Below are 23,372 nucleotides of genomic sequence, written 5' to 3'. Positions count from 1 at the left end.
GGGGCTTTTTCAATTTTGCTTTATCACTCTTCAATTATGAAGTGGTTGCTTTTCTTTTTTCCTGCAAATCGTTCCAGTTTGTAGGTTAAAGAAAACATTACATATTGTCTTAAAATGGTGTCTTGCGTGTCTGAAATAGTTGTTGGTGAAACAATTCTTCGAATGCTTTGGTTTTGATTTAAAATATCATATACTTTTACTTTCGCCAAAAAACGTTCGTTAAAAAAGTTGTAACCTAAACTGGCATTCCAAAGCAAGAAATCTTTTCTGAAAGCGCTGGAAAGGTTAGAGTTGTATTGGTACATTACATCGCTTCCAAAGACAACATTTTTAGGCATGTATGACGTAATCATTAAACCTGCTTTGTGCCTGAAAAAATTGGCTTGATCAATGGTGAAATTCTTATAATTGGTTTTGTCAATGCTATAGGTATAGCTGGGTTGAATGGTTAATTTCTTATCAAAATCTAAAGTGACATTCACTCTTGGACCAAAACTGGTTCTATTTGCTGTGTAAGCCACTTCGTTTAAAGATCCTTTGTTCAAATCACCATCTACATTGAACCCCGCACTTATAGACAATTTGTTTTTATCGGTTAAATTATAACTTTTGTTATAACTAATTCCCGACCAATAATTATAGGTGTCATATACATTTATGAAGCTCGATCTCGCCACGAAATTTTCATCAAACGATTGCGTAGTTCCCGTTGAGCGTGGGTTATAGGAACCTCCGGCATATGCATAATAACCCGATCGGGATTGCCAATCATAGTTGTTGAAATTAAGATAGATACTATGTTCTTGGGAAGTTTGCAAATCTTTGTTTCCTTTTGATATAAATAACGGATTGGATAAATCTTCGTATTCTAACAATTGATTTAAAAAAGGGCTGCTTTCGTTGTAAGAATAATTGGCATAAACTCGTTTTGATTTTCCAACTTCGATACTGGTACTTGCATTGATTTTTGGCAAAATATCAAATCTGTTGTTTAAATAATGAACGTTGTTATAAAAGGAAGATACATCGTAGTTGTTAAAAGTAGTTCCTGCCGATAAATTAAACCACACTTTATCCGTATTGATTTGATAGCCAACACTAGGAGCCACTCGTGTACCTTTTAAACTATTTGAAAACGAAAGTAAATCGTTAAAAACAGAAAAGTCATTGCTCATATTATTAAAATCAAAAGTACCTCTGCCTTGATATTCGTTTGTCCAAGTTGATGTATATCTGAATATTAAGGATTGAGTGTTGTTAATAGGCTCTCGGTAAACGGCGTTAATGGTATATTCATCGGTATGTTTTGTGGACTGTATTTCTTGGTTTCGAATATCATCTGCAGCTTGTGATTGAAAGAAAAGAGCCGCTGAATTCTTTAACTGATAGGTTTCGTTGTTCGTGTTTCTGTTTTCTAAACCTAAACTAATGCTTCTTCCTTTTCTTTTAAATCGGCGTGCAATTAGCAATTCGTTTTCAAAACTGTAAGTATCCACGTTTAAAAAATCTTTGCTATTTGATTGGTTTAAAAGGGCACCCAATTCATTTCTAGTTTCGCTTGCGCTATTGGTTCGATTGGTGCTGATGCCTCTTTTTAAAATAGGAACTATTGTAAGTGTTGTTAGAGAATCCAATTCCATTTCAATATCGTAATTGAAGGTGTGGTTGGCCGATTTCGATTTAAGGTCGGATGTAGATTCGGTAACAAATTTATTATTGGGAAGCAGATTTTCAATGCGAGATTTGTTTTCGTTGTTGTTTTCTACCTCGTTAAAAAGATAGTTCATACTCACTTTATTTTTTTTGCCCCAATTATCGCTGTAGTTTACCCCAATCATATCGGTTTGGCTGATTCCTTTCTGACCACCAAAAGCGAAACCGTTGATAGAGAACGATCCATCGTCGCTCCATGTAGAGTAACTGTTTCTGCCACCCGACATATTATCCATGATTTCGTTGGTTGAAAAACCTTGAGAATTGATATTGTTAGACGAACCCAAAACGCTAATCTTAAAATCATTTTTAAAATAATTGAATAAGAGCGATGATTCGTACCGGTCATCTGTTCCATATCCGGCAATAAATCTACCAAAAAGACCTTTGTTTTTGTCTTCATCAATGGTAAGATTAATGGTTTTGGAGTCGCTTGTGGCTTTAGAGCCTGTAATTTTTTCTTCTTTGGTTTTGGTATCGGTAATTTGTACTTTATTAATGATGTCTTTCGGTAAATTTTCAATAGCTACTTTTCCATCGGCACCAAAAAATGGTTTTCCGTTTACTAGAACATTGTTCACTTCCTTGCCGTTTACCTTTATTTTACCGTCCACATCTACCTCCACACCAGGTAACTGCTCCAAAAGCTCTTTTACAGTAGCATCTGGTCGCACTTTGAATGAAGCAGCATTGAACTCTAAGGTGTCTTTTTTTACCCGAATGGGTGCGGCATCGGTTGTAATTACCAATTCATCTAACACATCGCTGGCGGTTTGCAACGAAATGGTTCCTAAATTCAAAGATTCTTTTAAATCTTCTAATTTTTTAGCATAATCTTCGTAGCCCAAATAGGAAACCGTTAAGAAAAGAGGTTCGTTTGTTTTTTTTATCGGAATTGAAAAATCGCCCGAAATATCGGTAATGGTATAATCAATTAAAGTGGAATCTTTTACAGTGGATAGGTAAACCGTTGCTGCTTCAATGGGTTTTTTTTCAACGGTGGTGATTTTTCCTTTTACTTCTATTTTTTGTGCATATAAAAACGTACTACACAAGAGGGCGCAAATGGCTAAAAGATGTTTCATAAATGTTTCAATTAAATGTAGAGTTAACGCAAAAGTGTTAAAAAAAGTGTGCAAAAAAAAGTGTGCGAAATATTTTCACACACTTTTAACATTTTTAAAGATACGGATTAATTTACAATTCCCGCATTCTGCCTGGCATCATCATGCGACTGCCGCGATTTCTGTTGTTTGATGAATTTCCAAACTGGTTGAATTTCCATGTGACCGAAAACATTACGTATCGTTCTAAAACGGTATTTTCCTGATCGATAATTGCTGTGGGGCTAATAGTTCTTGATGTTCCGATATTCTGATTCAACAAATCGTACACTTTCACTTTTGCAGTTAATGCTTTATTCAAGAATGTATACGAAATGGCAGTGTTCCACAAAAAGAAATCTCTTTGAAAACCTGGTGCAATATTGCTGTTGTACGTGTAGCTGAAATCATTTCCCCAAGTGAAATTTTCAGGCCAATAGGTCGTTGTTTGCAACATTAAATTGTGGCGCACAAAACTTGTTTCTTGCAGTTGAAAATTGGTGTATTTGGTGTTGTTAAACGATACATTGTAAGAAGGAGCTATGGTAAACAATTCGCCGTAATCCCAAGAACCATAGATGTTTGGCGTAAATGTGAAACCGTTTGCATCATACAACACGCCGTTTGCAAACCCCTTTTGTTTGTCTAACGAAAGTTGCGTGCCTGTTCCGTAGCGAATGGTGTGTTCGTTGAATTTGTGCGATTTGTTCCAATGAAAAAACAAATTGGCGTTAAAAGCACCCGCAACGTTTTCATAAGTAGTGGTACGCTTGCGGTTTTCATCGAAAAGCGTAAACGAAACAATTTGTGAGTCGTAATAGCTTCCGTTTAGAAAAACACTCCATCCCGAGCGCAATTGAAAATTGTAATTTCTAAAACCTAAACGCAACGAGTGATAGCGCACCTGATCTAAATTTTCATTTCCAATAAAGGTTTGCAAAGGATCGTTTAAGCGTTCGTAAGGCAAAATTTGGGTTGCATTGGGGTTGTTTACATTGTAGTTGTATCCCACATTAAAATTTTTGCTTTTGTCTAATTTGTATCTAAAATTACTGCGAATGTAAGGTGCTACAAATTTTCTATCTACCGAATAATTGTTGTTCATATAAAAAGCAGATGCGTTGAAATTGGCGATATTCACTCCAGAATTCACAAACCAATCTATTTTGTCTGAATTAAAGTTCATGCCCACATAAGGTGTATTGGTTACAATATTGGTATGGGTTTCATTAGACAATCGGTCGTTAAAATCGGTAAAAGTATTGGTGCTTTCGTTAAAATTAAACGTGTTCAGTCGGTCTGTTTGGTTGTTGTGTTCAAAGGTGTAACCAAAATCAATAAACGCTTTTTCGCTAATAGGTTGAGAATATTCTGTGGTGATACTATATATATCATCAGTGCTTCTCGATTGTTCTTCTTGGTTACGAATATCATTTGGGCGTTCGTCTTGATAAAACAGCGTTGCAGAGTTGGTATTGCCCAAGCCGGTTGTTTTAGAATGGTCGTTTTCGAGCGTTACGCTGAGGTTTTTTCCTTTGTCATTAAACTTTTTGTTGAATTCTATTGCGTTTTTAAAAGTGAAACTATCGGTTGTTGAAAACGATTTTTCGGTGTTTTCATTCAATAAATTTCCCTCGCCGTCGGTAGATGCTGAGGTGCTGTTTGATGCCAATTCATTGGTGTTTGCCGTGATAACCGGGCTCACAAATATTTTAGTACTAGGGTTTAGTTTATATTCTAACCGAAGATCTGCATTGTGGTTGGTGTTGTTGTTTAAACGTTGTGATACCGATTCGGTGATAAAATCGCCATCGGGCAACAAATTGATAACACGTGAGCGGTTGTTGTTTTTGTTTTGGGTATCTTTAAAATAATAACTGGCATTGGTTTCCAAATCTTCAAAAAATTGATCTGAATAGTTAAAACCAGCCATGTGGGTTCGTGTAATTCCGGTGCCGCTTCCAAAGCCAAATGGACCGCCTGAACGACTTCCAAAACTTAAAAACTGACTGCGACCGCCGCCCATATTATCAAACAATTCATCCATAGAAAAACCTTCAGAATTGATGTTGTTGCTCGATGCTAAAACCGAAATTTTCCGATTTCCTTGAAAATAATTAATCAAACCGCTGCTTTCGTATCGGTTGCTGTCATCAATAATGCTTCCTATACCTGCACTTAATTTCGCCATTAAACCTTTGTTTTTATCATCGTCTATGGTAAGGTTAATGCTGGCGTTGTCGCTTTTTGCTTTTCTGCCCGAAAATTCTTCACTTTTGGTTTTAAAGTCGGTAACTTGAACTTTTTTAATTAAATCGGCAGGTAAATTTTGCAAGGCAATGCTTCCGTCGGTATTAAAAAATGGTTTGCCGTTTACCAAAATTTGGCTTACTTCTTTTCCGTTTACCGTTATTTTTTTGTTGGCATCAATTTCTACGCCAGGTAATTCTTTCAGCAATGCTTCCACATTGGCATCTGGGCGTACTTTAAACGATGAAGCGTTGAATTCCAATGTATCGTTTTTTACCCGAATCGGAGCATCGGTCACAATCACAATTTCCGAAAGCAAGTCCGAATCGGTTGTCATTACGATTTCTCCTAAATCTTTTGATTGATTTAATTGGTCAAATTTTTCGATTTTATCCTTAAAACCAATGATTGAAAAAGTGAGGAAAGAGGGTTCTTCCACCGCTTTTAAATCCATAGCAAAACTGCCCAAAGCATCGGTAGTAGCATATTGGATTAATGTAGAATCTTTTACTTTGGATAGATACACCGTTAAATCGGTAATTGGTTCTTTTTTTTCGTTGGTAACCTTTCCTTTCAGTTGAATGTTTTGTGCAAAACTGTGGATTGATAACAGCAAAAAGACCAAAGCAAGTATGGATTGTATTTTTTTCATAGCTCAAAAAATTAAACTACAAAAATAAAGCGATTCTTCACATAACAATGAAAAAATCGCTTTAAAAGATTAATTAGGGTTTGGTTAGATGGTTTTGCTGTGCACTTTTTTAGTGTTGTTTTTCTTTTTATTGCGGCCATACCAAATCATAAAACCCGTAACAGGCAAGCTGGCACAAAGCAAACTTACAATGAAAGCAATGATTTTTGTGGGCCAACCAAAAATAGCACCCACATGAATATCATAATTGGCATTTACCATTTTTTCACCAAAATTTTTGTCTTCAGGGTTGCGGGTATGAAGCAATTCACCAGAATTTTCATCGAAAATTAAATTACTGTTTTTATGGTAAGAATAAGATAAATGACGCACAAATACTTCAAAGTTGGGATGTTCGTGATCGTCTATATGCTCATGACCTAAATCTAAGGCAAACATATACGCATCAGGGTATAGTTCTTCTACCTTTTGGGCGATTTTATCTAAAGTGGTATCGGTTCTCAACGATGCAGGTGCTGTGGTGGTAATGTGCGAAAAGTCGGGATATTGGGTTTTTCCGCCCGAAAAAACCACATAAATCATTGCTTGAATGAAAAAGAACGCGTAAAACAAGCCGGTAATCGAAAAAATAAGCGCAAAAAACGAAGTATAAAAACCAATAATATTGTGCAGGTCATAGTTTTTTCGTTTCCAGCTTTTCACGTTTTTCCATTTGAACCAGAAGCGTTGTTTGCGAGCCGATTTGTTTTTTGGCCACCATAGAATGATGCCCGAAATCAGCATAAAAACAAAAATCAATACAGGAATTCCCGTAACCCATTTTCCCCAATCAGAATTCAACAGAAAACTCCAATGCAACATTTTCACAATGTTGAAAAAACTGTTTTTTTCATCATACACCTGCAAAACTTTTCCGTTGTAGGGATTTACATACGCCACTTTGTACACAGGATATTCATCGAAATAGTTCCAAGCGTGTTCGTTTCGTTCAAAATAATAAAATTGGTATGACAGCGCACGATCTATCGGAATATTTACCCAGTGAATTGGGTATTGTTCCTGCACTTGTTGTTGCACCAAGTTTTCTAATTGCTTTAGCGGAAGTTTTTCTTTGTTTTGATGGTTGGGTTCATGATGCTGTACATATTCTTTGCGTTGTAACCCTTCGATTTCATCTTTAAAAACATATAATGCACCAGTAATAGAAATAAAAAATACAATAGCACCAATAAGCAAGCCGAACCAAAGGTGCAACTTGCCTATTAATTTCTTGAATTTGCTTTTGGGCTTTTTGTCTTTCTTTTTAGTCATTAGAATTTATAGTTTAAACCTAACGAAATAGAGCGTGCCAATTGTGGGTTGATGGTTGACCAGCCTATAAAATATTTTTCATTGGTAAGGTTGTCCACTTTTAAAACAGCGCTGTAATTTTCAGTGTTGTATGATAAAGCAGCATTGAAAACCGTATAGCCCGGCAAAGCAAATGTGCCAATGTTTGCGCGATTAAGCGTTAATAATTCGCTTGCAGAATTAGCACCAAAACCTAAACCAAAATGTTGTAACGCACCTTGCTGAATGGTATAGTTTGCCCAAAAGTTAAATAAATTTTCAGGACCTGCTTCTTCGGTTCTTAAACCTAAATAACCCGAATCTTCTGCATCTTTAATCACTTCATTATTGTTGTGGCTGTAACCAGCAATAATGTTTAAACCATCAATCGGGCTTCCCAATACACTTACTTCAAAACCTTTGCTTTGCACTTCGCCTGCTTGGGTGGCATCAATACCATTGCCCATTAATTTGTTTTTTACTTTAATGTCGTAGTAACTTGCTGTAACCGATAAACGGTCTTTTATTAAGCTTGCTTTTGCCCCAATTTCCCATTGATTGGCTTGTTCTGGGTCAAAAAAGCGTACTTCTCTTCCGGTTACATTTCCTTCATTATCTGTGATATCAACCGCAGCAGCATCTAAGTATTGAAAACCGTTCATATAGTTTCCAAATACTGATAATTGGTCTTTAATAGGTTGGTAAACAATTCCTAATTTGGGTGATAAGGTAGTTTTTCCTTTAATTTCTTCTGTGGAATAAGCAGTTGGTTTTCCTGTAAAATGATCCACACGTAAACTCAACATTGCCGATAAATTCGGTAAAAATTCAATGACGTTGGATGCGTAAGCACTATAAATCTTGGTTTCTGCAGATTGTAGTGCTGCCGATGTTCCTACTAATGCAGCATCAACATGCGGTGTCGTCAACATGGTTTGTTGCGCATTATCGTTGGCATCGATCATTGTATCTGTTTGATTTATCAAAGAAACCGTTCCAAACGAAGCCCAACCAGTTCCGCCTACAGAGAATTTTCGTTGAAAGTAATCTAAACCGGCAACCAATTTGTTTTTAACCGAACCAATAGTATAAGTTCCTACAAAATTTTGTTGAATACCCGTGGTGTTGGTTTGTGCTTCCCCTTTTGTTATGAAACGAGTGAATTCGTCTCCGTTGGCAGCATCCCACAAATATTGGTAGTAACCGCTGGTTTTAGCATTGTTTTTAGAAAAAATAGTAGTCGATGTCCAGTTTTCAGCCAATTGATACACCGCGTATGCTTGAAAATTAAACGTAGGGTTTTTAATGGTTAAATCGTTGCTGGTGTAGGAGTTTTTATAGTTTTGCTCGAATAAATCGATCGATTCAAACGACAACGGACTGTATCGGCTTAAAAAGATCATGGGCGCATTAGCAGCTTCTGAATTTTTAATTTCGGTATTCACAAAGAAAGTTAGTCGGTCGTTTGCTACAAATTTTAACGATGGTGCAAAGAACAGCGATTTACTAAAACCGGCATCTTGAAACGAGTTGCGGTATTGGTACGCAGTGTTTAAACGCAAAAAAGTTTGTTTATTCAAAGGCGTGTTAATATCGGCAGTCACGCGGTTTAATCCGTAGGAGCCATTGATATATCCCATTTCGCCACCAAAAGTTTCGTAAGGCTTTTTAGTAGTGATATTAATCAACCCACCATAAGACACAATATTGCCACCATACATGGTTCCCGAAGGACCTTTGATTACTTCGATGCTTTCCACATTTGCAGGGTCTAAACTTCCATTGGTAAAACTCGGCATACCGTTTAGCAAGCGCGGCTGCGTAGAAAAACCACGCATGGTATAAAACTCTGCACCGTCTGAACCACGCCCGGTAGATTCCCAAAGACGCGAAACACCCGTAGCATTTTTCAAAGCATCGCTAAAAGTAGTAGCCGCTTGTTGTTTTAAAATATTTTTGTTGATTACATTATAAACCTGTGGATTTTCAATGTCTTTCAAAGGCATTTTGTTTGCCGAATGAACACTTTTTTGAATATATGCCTCAATGATTAATTCCTCTAAGTTGTCAGATTTGATAGAATCGGTTTGTTGAGCATTCCCGTCAAAAGCCACTGTAACTGCAGGAATAAGGAGTAATAATCTTTTCATCTTTAAAAAATTTGATGCAAAAGTACTATTGTTTTTATTTAAAACAAATAAAAATAATTTTTTTGAAAGGAAATTTTTCATTTGATTTACCAAGAAAATAGTATGATTTCTGTACAACAAAAGGGTAGGAGTGTGTGGTGTTTTTTAAAGCATTGATTGCGAGCAGCATCACAGGCTTTGAGGCAAATTTAGATAAAAAAAGAAAATCCCGATTAGAGGGATTTTCTTTTGGTTTTTAACCTTAGGGTATGACCTAAATAATTTTTAACACGATGATATGCAGTGATTTGTTTTTACCACAGATATACTGATTTAGTTTTAAAATGAATGTATTCCCAATGAAATTTTCACAGATTTTGAATACGATGTATTCTATAAGATGCATCGCTTTATAAGTAGCGCGCATTCATTCGTAATCATCTGTGCATCTGTGGAAATGCTATAAAACCCTAAGGATTTTGATTTTAGAAAAACAGCACTTCACTGATTACAATTTCGGTAATGCTGCGCTTGATGCCCTCTTTATCCTCATAAGTGCGATAAGTAAGTTTACCCTCCACGGCAATTTCTTTACCTTTTTCAACATATTTTTGAATCAGTTCAGCGGTTTTGCCCCATGCAACGATGTTGTGCCATTGGGTGGTTTCCACTTTTTCTTTTTTATCGTTGTAATAATAATCGCTGGTTGCAAGCGATAAGATTACTTTTGTACCATTGTCAAAAGTTTTGGTTTCTGGTGTGTTGCCTACTCTCCCGATTAAGCGAACGTTGTTGCGTAATGTACTCATGGCGTATAAAATTTATGATTAAATAATGATTTGGTACAAAGTTGCAACAGCTTGCAAATTTTATTCGGTTGTTAAACATTTGTAGTCGATTGTAAATGTTTGTTGTCGATTATGCTGTTTATTTACAGTTGTTTGTGTGTTTATATTTTATTTTTTGTTAATTAAGAAACTTTCGTATATATTTGTGATGTAGCGAAATCCGCTTACGCTCCTTTCGCTACATCGGGGCGACGCCTGCACCGCACGATGCGCTTGTCGCTTCGCGAACTTCGCACATCATGCGGTTTTGCTAAATCCTTTCCCCGAGCAAGCTCGGAAAAAGAACTTCGCAAAGCCGCCGCCCCGTTGGGTGTAATTTGAGCGAAAATCTAAAAATTTGACTATTTTACCAAAATTTGGTATATTTGAGTAAAATTAAAATGAAATGAAAAATACATCAATATCGCTCGGAAATTATTTTGATCAGTTTGTACAAACTCAGATTTCTGCTGGACGTTATAAAAATGTAAGCGAGGTTATAAGAGCTGGACTTCGACTATTGGAAAATGAAGAAAGCAAAGTAATCGCATTAAGAAATGCAATTCAAGAAGGATTGAATAGTCCTTTAGTTGAAGACTTTGACTTTGATGAAAATCTAAAAAGGCTAAAAGCTGAAAAACGAAAAAATGGCTAAAGTAATATTAAGACAAGAAGCCATTGATGATTTGAACGACATTTGGGACTATACTTATGAAAAATGGTCTGAAAAACAAGCGGATAAATATTATGCGACAATAAAAATTGCTTGTAATGGAATTGGAGAAAATCCAGAAGTTGGAAAAGAATATTATGGAATAAGTAAAAACTTACACGGACTAAAATCCGGAAAACACATTATATTTTACCAATCACTTTCGGAAAATAAAATTGAGGTAATCAGAATTTTACACGAACGAATGGATTTGAAAAATAGATTGACTGAATAAAAAAACTACACCCAACAATGTATAAACGCAATAGCAGGTTAAGTGTCAAATTCAACGTGAGTGCATTCTTTGTCGCTACTTGCAAATTAATTTCCTTTTTGTAAATTTAGCAAATGAATATGCAAGTAGCTTATGTTTGTGTAAAGTTGAAAGTTTCGATTTCCCTACTCCGCTACTGCGTTTATACTTTACCGTTGTGCGTCATTTAAGAAAACCCGAAAACAAACGAAATTGAGTTGGATAAATAAAATATTTGGAACAAAAAAGACAGAGGAAATTCCAACTCGAAAAATTGACTATATCCAAATAACAAAGGATTGGAATGCTGACCCTGTTTCACCAGAAATTGAATTGAAAGTGGACGGAATTGACTTAATAATGGATATTTATCTCAATCATTTTCAATTCAACAAGTATCAAGAAGGCGACAAAGTTAAAATTCGATTTAAAAACTGTGCTGAATATTCTCTGAACACTTGCAATGACGAAGGTTTTTACTATGGTCAGTACAGAATTAAGCCAACGGAATTAGAATGGGGAGAATTCTATGAAATCAAAAGTGGATTAGATAGAAAATTACCAAATCCAATTGAAAGAATTCAGAATAATAATTCGGACAGAAAACATTTCATATTCTTTTTTAAAGATGAGACATTCGAATGCCTTGCTTCTGACTATTATTTAGATTTTTACAACGAAAAGGTACTAAACAGTTGTAAGAGAACCTACAATATAGTTTTGGAAGACAAAGAAATTGGAACTTCAAGACTCGAAAAAGCAGATGCACCAATGGGTGTTGCCTTCGGACAAATTGAATTTAACGGAATTGAAAGTCCATACAAATTCTTTAAAGAGTATTGCTTGAAAAATAATATTGTAATAAATACTGACGACCCAGAATTTGAATTTATTGATACTCAAGTTATATCAGAACTAAAAGTATTCAGGCAAGACGGACTTGTAATAAAAGGAGTTGCTGGAAATGCAATTACAGGAATGAAAGATGAAGGTTATGAAATCTCAATTTTGGGAATAAGTTACCCGTTTTACGAAGAGGAATTTCCCCATCACGTTGAACACTATAAAAATATATTTAAAGAAGAATAAAAACGAACGCACAACAATGGCTATAAGTAATTGCTTGTTCTCGCCTAATTCTGAAAATCCTCGCGGATTTTCAGTTTGGTGTGTACTTGCAAAGTTAAGTGCTACCCCACGCAACTACTCATAGCCGATACCGATGTAGCGAAATCCGCTTACGCTCCTTTCGCTACATCGGGGCGACGCCTGCACCGCACGATGCGCTTGTCGCTTCGCGAACTTCGTACATCATGCGGTTTTGCAAAATCCTTTCCCCGAGCAAGCTCGGATAAAGAACTTCGCAAAGCCGCCGCCCCGTTGGGCGTCATTAGAGAGAACCCGAACAAACATTGAACAGAATTGAATAAATGAAAGCAAACGAAACGAAAGTAGAAGACTTTTTATCTTCAAATAAGACACAATTTGTAATTCCAGTTTACCAAAGAAATTACGATTGGTCGACAAGTCAGTGCAAACAACTTTTAGATGACATTTTGGAGGTCGGAACAAGTAGCAAAATGAATGCTCACTTCATTGGTAGTGTTGTTTACGTTCACGATGATGTTTACACTTCTTCACGAATTAAAGAACTGACTGTAATTGACGGACAGCAAAGATTGACTACTTTGACTTTAATTTATTTGGCTCTTTATCGTTTGGCAATTGAAATTGGAGACAAAGGACTTGAAGCCGAAATTTCAGAAACATATCTCACAAACAAGTTTGCACCCGAAGAAGAAAAGTTAAAACTTCGACCAACAGAAAATAACGACAAAGCAATAAAATACCTTTTGAGAAGCGACAAAGACGAAGAATTTAGCGACTTTTCTAAAGTAATAGATAATTTCAACTACTTTAAAAGCAGGATAACTGAAGAAAATTTTGAGTTCGTCTTGAAAGGACTTTCAAAACTGATGTTTGTAGAAATTTCGCTTGATAGAGAAAAAGACGACCCTCAAAGAATTTTTGAAAGTTTAAACTCAACAGGTCTTGAATTATCACAAGCAGACTTAATTAGAAACTATATTTTGATGGGGCTCAATCGTAGAGACCAAAACAAGATTTATAACAACTATTGGGAAATCATTGAGAAACTCGCAAAAGATGAAACCTTGAATACAAGCAAAGTTTCTGATTTTATTAGAGATTATTTGACTTTAGTAAACAACAAAATCCCTAACAAAAGCAAAGTTTATTTGGAGTTTAAAGCAAAGTTTCCAACAACTGACTTACAAGAATTAGAAACCAATCTTTCACCAATAAAATCGCTTGTTAAGTTTTATAATAAACTTCTTAATCCAAAAAACGAGACGGACAAAGACATAAGATTACAACTTGAATATATAAACAGGCTTGAAATAAATGTGGCTTATCCGTTTTTAATGAAAGTTTATGAAGACTATTCAGAAAACATAATTGACAAGTCAACTTTTATAAAAGTTTTGGATTTCATACAATCCTTTGCTTGGAGAAGATTTATAGTCGGTTTGCCAACAAACGCTTTGAACAAAATATTTATGACGCTTTACGAAAAAGTGGATAAAAACGACTATTTGTTGTCCTTGCAAAAATGGTTACTAAAAAGACCAGGCTCACAACGTTTTCCAAAAAACAAAGAAGTTATTGAAAGCCTTAAACTAAAAGATGTTTACAACATAAAATCCAAAAACAGAACTTACCTTCTTGAACGACTTGAGAATTTTGAAAATAACGAACCAGTAATAATTGAAGGAAATACAGATATAACCATAGAACATATTTTCCCTCAAAACCCTGACCCGAAATGGAAAGTGGATTTAGGAGCAGATGAATACAATTTAATCAAAGAAACCTATTTGAACACAATTGGTAATTTGACATTATCGGGTAACAATGGAAAACTTGGAAACAAACCGTTCGTATTTAAAAGAGATTTAGAAAATGCAGGATATAAAGACAGTCGCTTGTGGCTTAATAAGTATTTGTCAATTTCAGACAAATGGGATAAAGCAGAAATAGAAAGACGCTTTGACCTTCTTGCAGAACGATTTTTGAAAATTTGGCAAATGCCAGAAATCGAATTAGAAGAAAGAGATGAAAACAATGAAGTAAACATTTTTGAAGCAGAAGACCCAAAACATAAAAAATTGGAGTATGCTATCTTCTTCGACCAAAAAATAGAAGTTAATCAAGTTGCTAAATTATATGTAGAAGTATTTAAACAACTTTTTGACTTACAGCCAGAGACATTTTTTACAACAGACTTGGCGGAGAAAATAACCTTAACTAAAAATCCAAAAGAAGGAAATCCAAGACAAGCAGTTGCAATAAATGATACTTATTTCATTGAAGGAAACATTGACAATATTGGAAAATTTGAGAAGATAAAACACGCATTGACAATTTTTGATTCAGAAGATGAATTGACAATAAAATATGCGGAAAAAGAATAACGAACGCCCAACAATGGCTATACGTAATGCGGGCGAAAGTGCTGAAATGAAGGTGATTACATTAAATAAACGAAGTGCTAAATTGAAAGGTAAGTACCTTGAAATCCCGCACTACGCATAGCCGATACCGATGTAGCGAAATCCGCTTACGCTCCTTTCGCTACATCGGGGCGACGCCTGCACCGCACGATGCGCTTGTCGCTTCGCGAACTTCGCACATCATGCGGTTTTGCTAAATCCTTTCCCCGAGCAAGCTCGGAAAAAGAACTTCGCAAAGCCGCCGCCCCGTTATGCAGAAATTTTAAAAACCCACATTATGCAAAGAACAATTTCAACTTTTCTATTCTTTATGGTAGTGTCGTGTCAGTTATTGGCACAAGCACCAAATCCTGCACCTCAAAGTGATAAAAATTCATATTCAAATAATCAAATATTGACTATGGAAGATATGGTTTTTAATAATTCTATTGCTCAAATAAAAAAAATACCTTTAGACACAAGCTCTATCCTAATTTATGATTTGGATGGAACACTAATTTCTTACAATTTGAGTACAGAAAAAATTAATTGGAAGGCACAAGCAACCGATCCCGATAGGACAATGTCTGGAAATAAACTGACACTTAAAGACGGAATTGTTTATGTTCCTTTCATTAATGGGGAAATTTATGCACTTAATAACCAAACAGGCAAAGCATTTTGGAAAACGCGTTTAGGTAATATCAAAGAGGGAATTATCATTAAAAATCAAATTCCAACAATCATTGATAACCAACTTTACATAACTACTCAAAACGACAATAGCAACATTTATGCACTTGACATTAAAGATGGTGGATTGATTTGGAATTATAAATTAGACTACCCTTATAATCACATTCCTGTTTTATTTTTTGACAATAAGGTATTCACACAAAGTGCCCCTTATTTTTATAGTTTTGATGCCCAAACAGGAAAAGCACTGTACAAAAGAGGGTTTAAAAAAGCCATGTATGGAAAGCCCGTAACCGACAATAAAAATATTTTTATTTCAGACGAGAGCAGAACTTTATATGCAATGAAACCCTATAACTTGGATATTCTTTGGGAATATGAATTACCTGAAAATCAACATAATATTAAAGAGCGGATTTTTTGTCATACAGACAATATATACTTCGGAACAAAAGGTAGTGAAAAAACAGCTGTTTATTCTCTAAAAACAGAAAATGGAATATTAAACTGGAAAACAGAATTCAATAATGATAAAATTGAATACATTACGGAGAATAAAGGTTTTTTGTGGGGCTATACTGAAAAAGGTGTGATTTTCAAATTAGACTTAAAGACAGGAAAAAAAATAGAGGAATTTCAACTAACAAATATTCCTGTTTCAAACATTGAATTTAAAGACGAAAACTCTTTGCTTTATTATTGTGAAGCAGGATTAATCGAGTTTGACATACCGAGAAAAAAAGAAAAATCTCTGTATATGAGAAGTTCTAGTGACAGAGGAGACGCTTTTATAAAGTTGATACGATAAATAATAAAACTTCTAATAACTAAGCTTTCGTCTTGCCCGGAGGGCATGAGATGAATTGAAAATCACTGAACACCAAAACAAATAATAAACAAGTGAAGTAAAGCCCGTTGAACCCTTCGATAAACTCAGGGCAGGCTCACCGGAGTAGCTTTATGTATTAGGGAGTTTTCGAAGTGTAGCTTTAAAATATACCAGCAGTAATTTTGCCATTACTGCTTTTTTTGTGTTTGAACTTGTACTGTTTCAACCTTTTTCACTTTCTTTTTTTAACGATGAAACACAAGTTCCCTTACCCGTAAAAGTTAATTCACAGAAGCAAGTGTATTTTCGATAAGATATACTTTTGGCGGCCCTCTTTGCCCAAAAACATGCAACGTAACCAGATTTCCAATTTTACAACAAAAACATTTTCTATGTTGTGTTTTGATTTCGATTTCGGGTCTTACAACATTTAAATGCTCTTGTAATTGTTGGAGTTTTCCGCGTTTCCAACTACTACTTAAAATGCCATAATGCCTAATCCGAACAAAGCGTTTGGGTAAAATATGCAAACTAAATCTGCGAACAAACTCTTCATTTTTTAAGGTGAGTTGCTTGGTTTTACTACCGTCTTTATAATCTTTGTATGCCATGGTAACTTCGTGATTGGTTACGTTTTTAATCCGATGATTGCTAATAGCTACTTTGTGTGTGTATCTACCTAAATATTCAATCACTTGTTTTGGTCCACCAAAAGGACGTTTGGCATAAACCACCCAATTCTTTTCGAATAATTGATTGTACAACGCTTGATTTCCTAAACTTTCTTTACGCATGGAGGCCACAAATTTTGCTCGAAAAACCTTACTCAATGCTTTTACACAAAACAAGTATTTATCGGTTTTTATCTTGCGTTTCCATTTACCGTTTGCATCAATTCCACCTCCAGGAATAATGCAATGAATATGCGGATGCAAACTCAGATTTTGTCCCCAAGTATGCAAAATTCCAATCATTCCTAAATGCATATTTTCAGTTTTTCCGAACTGAGAAAGCGTTGCCCAAACCGAATCAAACAAGATTTTATACATCAATTGTGGCTGATGAATCGTTAATCCATTAAGCGAATCTGGAAGGGTAAAAACCACATGATAATACGAACAAGGCAATAAATCTTGTTCGCGCGCCTGAATCCATTCTTCACGTTTATGACCTTGACATTTCGGACAATGTCTGTTTCGGCAACTGTTGTAGCTAATGCTGATGTTTCCGCAAGTATCACAAGCATCTACATGTCCGCCCAAAGCAGCAGTTCTGCATAAAGTCAATGCTCGAAGTGTTTTTTCTTGATGAACCGTAAAGTTTTGGTTAGACAAATCGACTTTTTTGAGCACATCGGCTACTTCCCATTGCGGCTGCATAGCGCAAAAACGGTATCAATTGGACTGTGTACTTTTTGGTTTTCGAGCTGACAAACATGTAAGTATTCCATCGTAGTTTCAATACGTTCATGTCCCATCAATTTCTGAACTTGCAGAATATTTACACCATCTTCGAGCAAATGCGTAGCGTAGCTGTGACGCAATGTATGGGTGTGCACATCTTTTAAAATTCCGGCCTTTTTACAAACCGATTTTATGACCCATTGAACCCCACGCTGACTATAACGCGAATCAAAACCTTTGGCATCTTTGGTGTTTCCGGTAAATAAAAAGGTGGTAGGATGTTCGACCGAAATATACTTTTTAATCCCTCGAATAATATGATCAGAAAGTGGAACATAACGATCTTTCTTCCCTTTACTTTGAACAATATGTAGTAATTTTCTATCGAAATCGAGATGTTTGAGTTCGATGTTTCTCACTTCCATACAGCGCAATCCACAGCTATAAATCAAACCAATTAAAATGCGATGTTTGAGCAAATCGGCATGTTGAAGCAGTTTCCAAATCTCATGACGACTTAAAATAACAGGAAGTTTTTTTTCTTTAGGAATTGCCGGTAAATGAAGATAATCATACGGAAGATTTTCGGTCTTTAGTAGAAATCGAAGTCCGTAAACGGTGTGTTTAAAATACGATTGTGAAGGAGATTTAGAGCGTTGTTGGAGTTCAAAGAGGTAATCTTTAACCTGTTCAGGATCTAATTCGGTTGGTAAACAGCCAAAATGTAAGGCCATTGCAGCAACATGGCGAGAATAATTTTCGAAAGTGCGTTTACTTCGTCCTAAAATAGAAATATTACGCTCAAAACGTTGCAGAAGTTCAGAAAAACCATTAATTTCACTACAAGCGCGATTCAAATATTTGTTCGCTCTTAATTCCTCCGGAGATTTTTTTTAGTTACCATAGTATCAATTATTTAATCGTTAATAAATACTAAGATACGAATATCATCGCAACGAAAGCTACCGGAGGTTTAGTTCAACAAAGGCTATACATAATGCGGGATTAAGTGTGAAATTTGAAATTTTCGTCTTGTAATTCGCTTCGCCTTTTGTATATTTATTGAAAATTTAAAATATTCAACGGCTACGCTCTACTTCGTGCCGATTTGAAACTTTCAGTCTTCAAATCCCGCACTACGTATAGCCCAGACCGTTGTGCGTAATTAGAAAAAGATGAAAAAAATTAGATTGAGTTTATTATTAATGGTTTCATTCTCGTTTTATAGTTGTTTGAGCCAGGATTGGGTTCAAATTGGAGAAGATATATTAGGTGACGGACGTTTAAATAGAATTGGGCTAAATTATGATTTAAATTTACAAGGAAATACTATTGCTGTAACTTATTCTGACAGGCCAAAATTTGTAAAAGTATTTGAACTCAAAAACAGTAAATGGATTCAAGTCGCAAACACAATAGTCAGCAAATCAAAAAACAGTTCTTTTGGGGATCATTTAAGCATAAATGAAACTGGTAATCTCATTCTAATTTCAGAGAGTCAGAAGAATGGTGATTCCATCCAAAATGGGGTAATACATTTTTTAGAAAAACAAGATAATAACTGGATATATCGGGACAGTCTAATTGGTAAAAAAAACAATGACCATTTAGGATTGTCTTTCAAAACTAATTCGTCAGTAAGTGCAGTCGTCACAGCACAACAAAGCAATAACCAAATGGAGGGCCAATACAATTATGAAGAAGTATTAGTTTTTCATAAAAATGGTAACAACATGGAAAGGTTAGCTAAAACAATTACAGTTAATGTTCCTAATTCAATTAGTAAAAATTTAAACTTTAGTAATGATGGTAAAATAATAGCAATTAACTATTCGATATCAATTAAAGACAAGCATTATGCAATATTTGAAATTCATAAAATCTCAAATGGTTCATTTGAAAAAACACAAACTTTGAAAGTAGAGAAACAAAATATTTTTGATGTTGTCAATCTTTCTTTGAGTGGTAATGGACAATACCTATTATTAGGCTTTCCTGACTATAGAACTGATGAAAAAGTAGCATTGGGAAAAGTTATGATTTACAAAATTATGGATACTGAATTTGAACAAATAGGTGGGGAAATCACAGGCGAGAATAAATACGATTATTTTGGTCATAGAATAAGTATAAACCATGATGGAAATATCATTTCAGTTACTTCATCTACAAGCTCAACCCACAAAAATGGCTATGTTAAAACATATAAACTCAAAAACAATAAATGGCAACAGATAGGAAGTACATTGGAAGGGCTAAATACTATCTTAAATGGTACAGGGAATATTGTGGCTATAGGGAATTATCGTTCAAATCACGAAAATGGAACTATTAAAATATATAAGTTCGAATGAAAACTACGCATAACAAAAAATATACGTAATGCGGGCGATTTGGTAAATTTGAACATTAAAGCATTTAATAAACAACATAGCGGTTTGATAGTAAAGTGCCTCGAAATCCCGCACTACGCATATTTAAGCCGTTGGCAGTAATTTAAAATAAAAAAAGACAAGTATGAAGTCAAGAAATTTGAAATCTATCCTTCTTTTAGGGTTAATTATCCTGATGACAAATTTGACATATGGTCAAGTGTACAAATTGAAAACAACTTCTGTTGCATTTATGACTAAAGTAAATGACTATCAATGGAGTGATTGGTCAGAATGGGAAGAGACTTCAATTTTAGTTGTGATGGACATTGACAAGGACAGGTTTACAATATATTCTAAAGAAACTCAAGTTTATGATGTCGCTGAAGATGAGGGAAAAACTACCGACTCTGACGGTGATGATACTTGGTCTTTTTATTGTGTCAACAAAGATGGGTTGACTTGTAGAGTTCGTCTGGTAAAACTGAATAGTCAAAATGGACGAAATCAATTATACGTTGATTTCAATGATATGAAATGGGTCTATAACTTATATAGCTTGGATTAAAAACAAACAATAAGAAATATTTAAATATTTTCTTAATTTTCATTGTTTTCTTTTCTTGTGATAACAATAAATCCACGCAAAAAGAATTGGAATTGGAAGAAAAAGAACTTGAACTCAGGGAAAAAGAACTTGAACTCAGGGAAAAAGAACTTGAGCTAAAGAAGAAACAAGAACCTTTTATAAATACTATCTCGGAAAAGAATAATTTAGAAAGTTCGAAAAAAACTGAACCAACTAAAAATGAAACTAAAAATACATCACAAGAAGACCTAAATGAAATACTAAAACAAGATTTGAAAACTTATTCAGTATCGGAATTACCTACTATTTGGAAAAATAGATATGATTTACTACCTAAAAAGTTTAAGAATACAGTTTTTACAGAGAACGGTTCTTATGATATTAAAAATGATGACGCAGGAGTAGAAGAATTAATTAGAGGTTTTTATTGGAGTTGTGGTAATAATGAAAAATTAGATCAATTAGGTGAGCAAATTTCAATAGAAATTGGATATAACAATCAAAATCTAACCTATAAAGCAGGGATGGTATTTTTTTATTATAAATACAAAATCTCAAATTGCAATTACTAAAATTATAAATAACACAGTTAAAAAATTAAAAATAGAAAAAAACTACTGCCAATAACTAAGCTTTCGTCTTGCCCGGAGGGCATGAGATGAATTGAAAATCACTGAACACCAAAACAAATAATAAACAAGTGAAGTAAAGCCCGTTGAACCCTTCGATAAACTCAGGGCAGGCTCACCGGAGTAGCTTTATGTATTATGGAGTTTTCGAAGTGTAGCTTTAAAATATACCAGCAGTAATTTTGCCATTACTGCTTTTTTTGTGTTTGAACTTGTACTGTTTCAACCTTTTTCACTTTCTTTTTTTAACGATGAAACACAAGTTCCCTTACCCGTAAAAGTTAATTCACAGAAGCAAGTGTATTTTCGATAAGATATACTTTTGGCGGCCCTCTTTGCCCAAAAACATGCAACGTAACCAGATTTCCAATTTTACAACAAAAACATTTTCTATGTTGTGTTTTGATTTCGATTTCGGGTCTTACAACATTTAAATGCTCTTGTAATTGTTGGAGTTTTCCGCGTTTCCAACTACTACTTAAAATGCCATAATGCCTAATCCGAACAAAGCGTTTGGGTAAAATATGCAAACTAAATCTGCGAACAAACTCTTCATTTTTTAAGGTGAGTTGCTTGGTTTTACTACCGTCTTTATAATCTTTGTATGCAATGGTAACTTCGTGATTGGTTACGTTTTTAATCCGATGATTGCTAATAGCTACTTTGTGTGTGTATCTACCTAAATATTCAATCACTTGTTTTGGTCCACCAAAAGGACGTTTGGCATAAACCACCCAATTCTTTTCGAATAATTGATTGTACAACGCTTGATTTCCTAAACTTTCTTTACGCATGGAGGCCACAAATTTTGCTCGAAAAACCTTACTCAATGCTTTCACACAAAACAAGTATTTATCGGTTTTTATCTTGCGTTTCCATTTACCGTTTGCATCAATTCCACCTCCAGGAATAATGCAATGAATATGCGGATGCAAACTCAGATTTTGTCCCCAAGTATGCAAAATTCCAATCATTCCTAGTTGCAATCTTTCCCTTTTTCCGAATTGATTTAATGTTGACCAAACCGAATCAAACAAGATTTTATACATCAATTGTGGCTGATGAATCGTTAATCCATTAAGCGAATCTGGAAGGGTAAAAACCACATGATAATACGAACAAGGCAATAAATCTTGTTCGCGCGCCTGAATCCATTCTTCACGTTTATGACCTTGACATTTCGGACAATGTCTGTTTCGGCAACTGTTGTAGCTAATGCTGATGTTTCCGCAAGTATCACAAGCATCTACATGTCCGCCCAAAGCAGCAGTTCTGCATAAAGTCAATGCTCGAAGTGTTTTTTCTTGATGAACCGTAAAGTTTTGGTTAGACAAATCGACTTTTTTGAGCACATCGGCTACTTCCCATTGCGGCTGCATAGCGCAAAAACGGTATCAATTGGACTGTGTACTTTTTGGTTTTCGAGCTGACAAACATGTAAGTATTCCATCGTAGTTTCAATACGTTCATGTCCCATCAATTTCTGAACTTGCAGAATATTTACACCATCTTCGAGCAAATGCGTAGCGTAGCTGTGACGCAATGTATGGGTGTGCACATCTTTTAAAATTCCGGCCTTTTTACAAACCGATTTTATCACCCATTGAACCCCACGCTGACTATAACGCGAATCAAAACCTTTGGCATCTTTGGTGTTTCCGGTAAATAAAAAGGTGGTAGGATGTTCGACCGAAATATACTTTTTAATCCCTCGAATAATATGATCAGAAAGTGGAACATAACGATCTTTCTTCCCTTTACTTTGAACAATATGTAGTAATTTTCTATCGAAATCGAGATGTTTGAGTTCGATGTTTCTCACTTCCATACAGCGCAATCCACAGCTATAAATCAAACCAATTAAAATGCGATGTTTGAGCAAATCGGCATGTTGAAGCAGTTTCCAAATCTCATGACGACTTAAAATAACAGGAAGTTTTTTTTCTTTAGGAATTGCCGGTAAATGAAGATAATCATACGGAAGATTTTCGGTCTTTAGTAGAAATCGAAGTCCGTAAACGGTGTGTTTAAAATACGATTGTGAAGGAGATTTAGAGCGTTGTTGGAGTTCAAAGAGGTAATCTTTAACCTGTTCAGGATCTAATTCGGTTGGTAAACAGCCAAAATGTAAGGCCATTGCAGCAACATGGCGAGAATAATTTTCGAAAGTGCGTTTACTTCGTCCTAAAATAGAAATATTACGCTCAAAACGTTGCAGAAGTTCAGAAAAACCATTAATTTCACTACAAGCGCGATTCAAATATTTGTTCGCTCTTAATTCCTCCGGAGATTTTTTTTAGTTACCATAGTATCAATTATTTAATCGTTAATAAATACTAAGATACGAATATCATCGCAACGAAAGCTACCGGAG

General features: G+C 35.1%; 17 protein-coding genes. 8 read left to right on the top strand and 9 right to left on the bottom strand.

Features of this window, described 5'->3' with window-relative positions:
• Positions 1–23 precede the first annotated feature (23 nt).
• The 5 genes from MG290_RS08855 to MG290_RS08835 all read right to left on the bottom strand — a co-directional run bounded on the left by MG290_RS08855 (position 24) and on the right by MG290_RS08835 (position 9,985).
• Positions 24–2,798 (bottom strand): outer membrane beta-barrel protein, encoded by a 2,775-nt coding sequence (locus MG290_RS08855; RefSeq protein ID WP_264560963.1) that lies wholly within the window; start codon positions 2,796–2,798, stop codon positions 24–26.
• A gap of 112 nt (positions 2,799–2,910) precedes the next feature.
• Positions 2,911–5,718 (bottom strand): outer membrane beta-barrel family protein, encoded by a 2,808-nt coding sequence (locus MG290_RS08850; RefSeq protein WP_264560962.1) that lies wholly within the window; start codon positions 5,716–5,718, stop codon positions 2,911–2,913.
• 84 nt (positions 5,719–5,802) lie between these two features.
• Entirely contained in the window at positions 5,803–7,029 is a 1,227-nt protein-coding gene (locus tag MG290_RS08845) for a PepSY-associated TM helix domain-containing protein (protein ID WP_264560961.1), read from the bottom strand.
• Positions 7,029–9,197, bottom strand: a complete 2,169-nt coding sequence (locus tag MG290_RS08840) for a TonB-dependent siderophore receptor (RefSeq protein ID WP_264560960.1) — start codon at positions 9,195–9,197, stop codon at positions 7,029–7,031. Before MG290_RS08840 ends, MG290_RS08845 begins: the two co-directional genes overlap by 1 nt.
• A gap of 464 nt (positions 9,198–9,661) precedes the next feature.
• Complete coding sequence (locus tag MG290_RS08835; RefSeq protein ID WP_264560959.1) at positions 9,662–9,985, bottom strand: single-stranded DNA-binding protein; 324 nt, start codon at positions 9,983–9,985, stop codon at positions 9,662–9,664.
• A 424-nt stretch (positions 9,986–10,409) separates the two neighbouring features.
• Here MG290_RS08835 and MG290_RS08830 point away from each other — a divergent pair, with 424 nt between their 5' ends.
• The 5 genes from MG290_RS08830 to MG290_RS08810 all read left to right on the top strand — a co-directional run bounded on the left by MG290_RS08830 (position 10,410) and on the right by MG290_RS08810 (position 15,984).
• Positions 10,410–10,658, top strand: coding sequence for a type II toxin-antitoxin system ParD family antitoxin (locus MG290_RS08830; RefSeq protein WP_264560958.1), 249 nt, complete (start codon positions 10,410–10,412; stop codon positions 10,656–10,658).
• The gene (locus MG290_RS08825) at positions 10,651–10,950 is read left to right on the top strand and encodes a type II toxin-antitoxin system RelE/ParE family toxin (RefSeq protein ID WP_264560957.1); all 300 of its coding nucleotides are present in this window, start codon (positions 10,651–10,653) and stop codon (positions 10,948–10,950) included. The genes MG290_RS08830 and MG290_RS08825 overlap by 8 nt, the downstream gene beginning before the upstream one ends.
• A 231-nt stretch (positions 10,951–11,181) precedes the next feature.
• Positions 11,182–12,057, top strand: coding sequence for a hypothetical protein (locus MG290_RS08820; RefSeq protein ID WP_264560956.1), 876 nt, complete (start codon positions 11,182–11,184; stop codon positions 12,055–12,057).
• 341 nt (positions 12,058–12,398) lie between these two features.
• Positions 12,399–14,462 (top strand): DUF262 domain-containing protein, encoded by a 2,064-nt coding sequence (locus MG290_RS08815; RefSeq protein ID WP_264560955.1) that lies wholly within the window; start codon positions 12,399–12,401, stop codon positions 14,460–14,462.
• 316 nt (positions 14,463–14,778) lie between these two features.
• Positions 14,779–15,984 carry an outer membrane protein assembly factor BamB family protein gene (locus MG290_RS08810; protein ID WP_264560954.1) on the top strand — a complete coding sequence of 402 codons (1,206 nt, stop codon included), beginning with the start codon at positions 14,779–14,781 and terminating at the stop codon, positions 15,982–15,984.
• A gap of 302 nt (positions 15,985–16,286) precedes the next feature.
• Here the strand turns inward: MG290_RS08810 and MG290_RS08805 are convergent, their stop codons facing one another.
• Complete coding sequence (locus MG290_RS08805) at positions 16,287–17,384, bottom strand: IS91 family transposase (RefSeq protein WP_264560953.1); 1,098 nt, start codon at positions 17,382–17,384, stop codon at positions 16,287–16,289.
• Complete coding sequence (locus tag MG290_RS08800) at positions 17,363–18,265, bottom strand: tyrosine-type recombinase/integrase (protein WP_264560948.1); 903 nt, start codon at positions 18,263–18,265, stop codon at positions 17,363–17,365. Before MG290_RS08800 ends, MG290_RS08805 begins: the two co-directional genes overlap by 22 nt.
• 318 nt (positions 18,266–18,583) lie before the next feature.
• Here MG290_RS08800 and MG290_RS08795 point away from each other — a divergent pair, with 318 nt between their 5' ends.
• The 3 genes from MG290_RS08795 to MG290_RS08785 all read left to right on the top strand — a co-directional run bounded on the left by MG290_RS08795 (position 18,584) and on the right by MG290_RS08785 (position 20,941).
• A complete protein-coding gene (locus MG290_RS08795; protein ID WP_264560952.1) occupies positions 18,584–19,762 on the top strand; it encodes a hypothetical protein in 1,179 nt (392 codons plus the stop codon).
• A 163-nt stretch (positions 19,763–19,925) separates the two neighbouring features.
• Complete coding sequence (locus MG290_RS08790) at positions 19,926–20,348, top strand: hypothetical protein (RefSeq protein ID WP_264560951.1); 423 nt, start codon at positions 19,926–19,928, stop codon at positions 20,346–20,348.
• A gap of 92 nt (positions 20,349–20,440) precedes the next feature.
• A complete protein-coding gene (locus MG290_RS08785; RefSeq protein WP_264560950.1) occupies positions 20,441–20,941 on the top strand; it encodes a hypothetical protein in 501 nt (166 codons plus the stop codon).
• A 338-nt stretch (positions 20,942–21,279) separates the two neighbouring features.
• Here the strand turns inward: MG290_RS08785 and MG290_RS08780 are convergent, their stop codons facing one another.
• Both MG290_RS08780 and MG290_RS08775 read right to left on the bottom strand, forming a co-directional pair.
• Positions 21,280–22,377, bottom strand: coding sequence for an IS91 family transposase (locus MG290_RS08780; RefSeq protein ID WP_264560949.1), 1,098 nt, complete (start codon positions 22,375–22,377; stop codon positions 21,280–21,282).
• Positions 22,356–23,258 (bottom strand): tyrosine-type recombinase/integrase, encoded by a 903-nt coding sequence (locus MG290_RS08775; protein ID WP_264560948.1) that lies wholly within the window; start codon positions 23,256–23,258, stop codon positions 22,356–22,358. Before MG290_RS08775 ends, MG290_RS08780 begins: the two co-directional genes overlap by 22 nt.
• Between the last annotated feature and the right edge of the window lie 114 nt (positions 23,259–23,372).

The organism is Flavobacterium sp. CBA20B-1, from assembly GCF_028473145.1.
Taxonomy (GTDB): domain Bacteria; phylum Bacteroidota; class Bacteroidia; order Flavobacteriales; family Flavobacteriaceae; genus Flavobacterium.
The sequence above is the reverse complement of the archived record's forward strand: the minus strand, read 5'-3'. Positions and strand labels throughout refer to the sequence as shown.

Coding starts and splice junctions, on each gene's coding strand:
- MG290_RS08855 (WP_264560963.1), bottom strand. CDS start 2,798: ATGAAACATCTTTTAGCCATTTGCGCCCTCTTGTGTAGTACGTTTTTA.
- MG290_RS08850 (WP_264560962.1), bottom strand. CDS start 5,718: ATGAAAAAAATACAATCCATACTTGCTTTGGTCTTTTTGCTGTTATCA.
- MG290_RS08845 (WP_264560961.1), bottom strand. CDS start 7,029: ATGACTAAAAAGAAAGACAAAAAGCCCAAAAGCAAATTCAAGAAATTA.
- MG290_RS08840 (WP_264560960.1), bottom strand. CDS start 9,197: ATGAAAAGATTATTACTCCTTATTCCTGCAGTTACAGTGGCTTTTGAC.
- MG290_RS08835 (WP_264560959.1), bottom strand. CDS start 9,985: ATGAGTACATTACGCAACAACGTTCGCTTAATCGGGAGAGTAGGCAAC.
- MG290_RS08830 (WP_264560958.1), top strand. CDS start 10,410: ATGAAAAATACATCAATATCGCTCGGAAATTATTTTGATCAGTTTGTA.
- MG290_RS08825 (WP_264560957.1), top strand. CDS start 10,651: ATGGCTAAAGTAATATTAAGACAAGAAGCCATTGATGATTTGAACGAC.
- MG290_RS08815 (WP_264560955.1), top strand. CDS start 12,399: ATGAAAGCAAACGAAACGAAAGTAGAAGACTTTTTATCTTCAAATAAG.
- MG290_RS08810 (WP_264560954.1), top strand. CDS start 14,779: ATGCAAAGAACAATTTCAACTTTTCTATTCTTTATGGTAGTGTCGTGT.
- MG290_RS08805 (WP_264560953.1), bottom strand. CDS start 17,384: ATGCAGCCGCAATGGGAAGTAGCCGATGTGCTCAAAAAAGTCGATTTG.
- MG290_RS08795 (WP_264560952.1), top strand. CDS start 18,584: ATGAAAAAAATTAGATTGAGTTTATTATTAATGGTTTCATTCTCGTTT.
- MG290_RS08790 (WP_264560951.1), top strand. CDS start 19,926: ATGAAGTCAAGAAATTTGAAATCTATCCTTCTTTTAGGGTTAATTATC.
- MG290_RS08780 (WP_264560949.1), bottom strand. CDS start 22,377: ATGCAGCCGCAATGGGAAGTAGCCGATGTGCTCAAAAAAGTCGATTTG.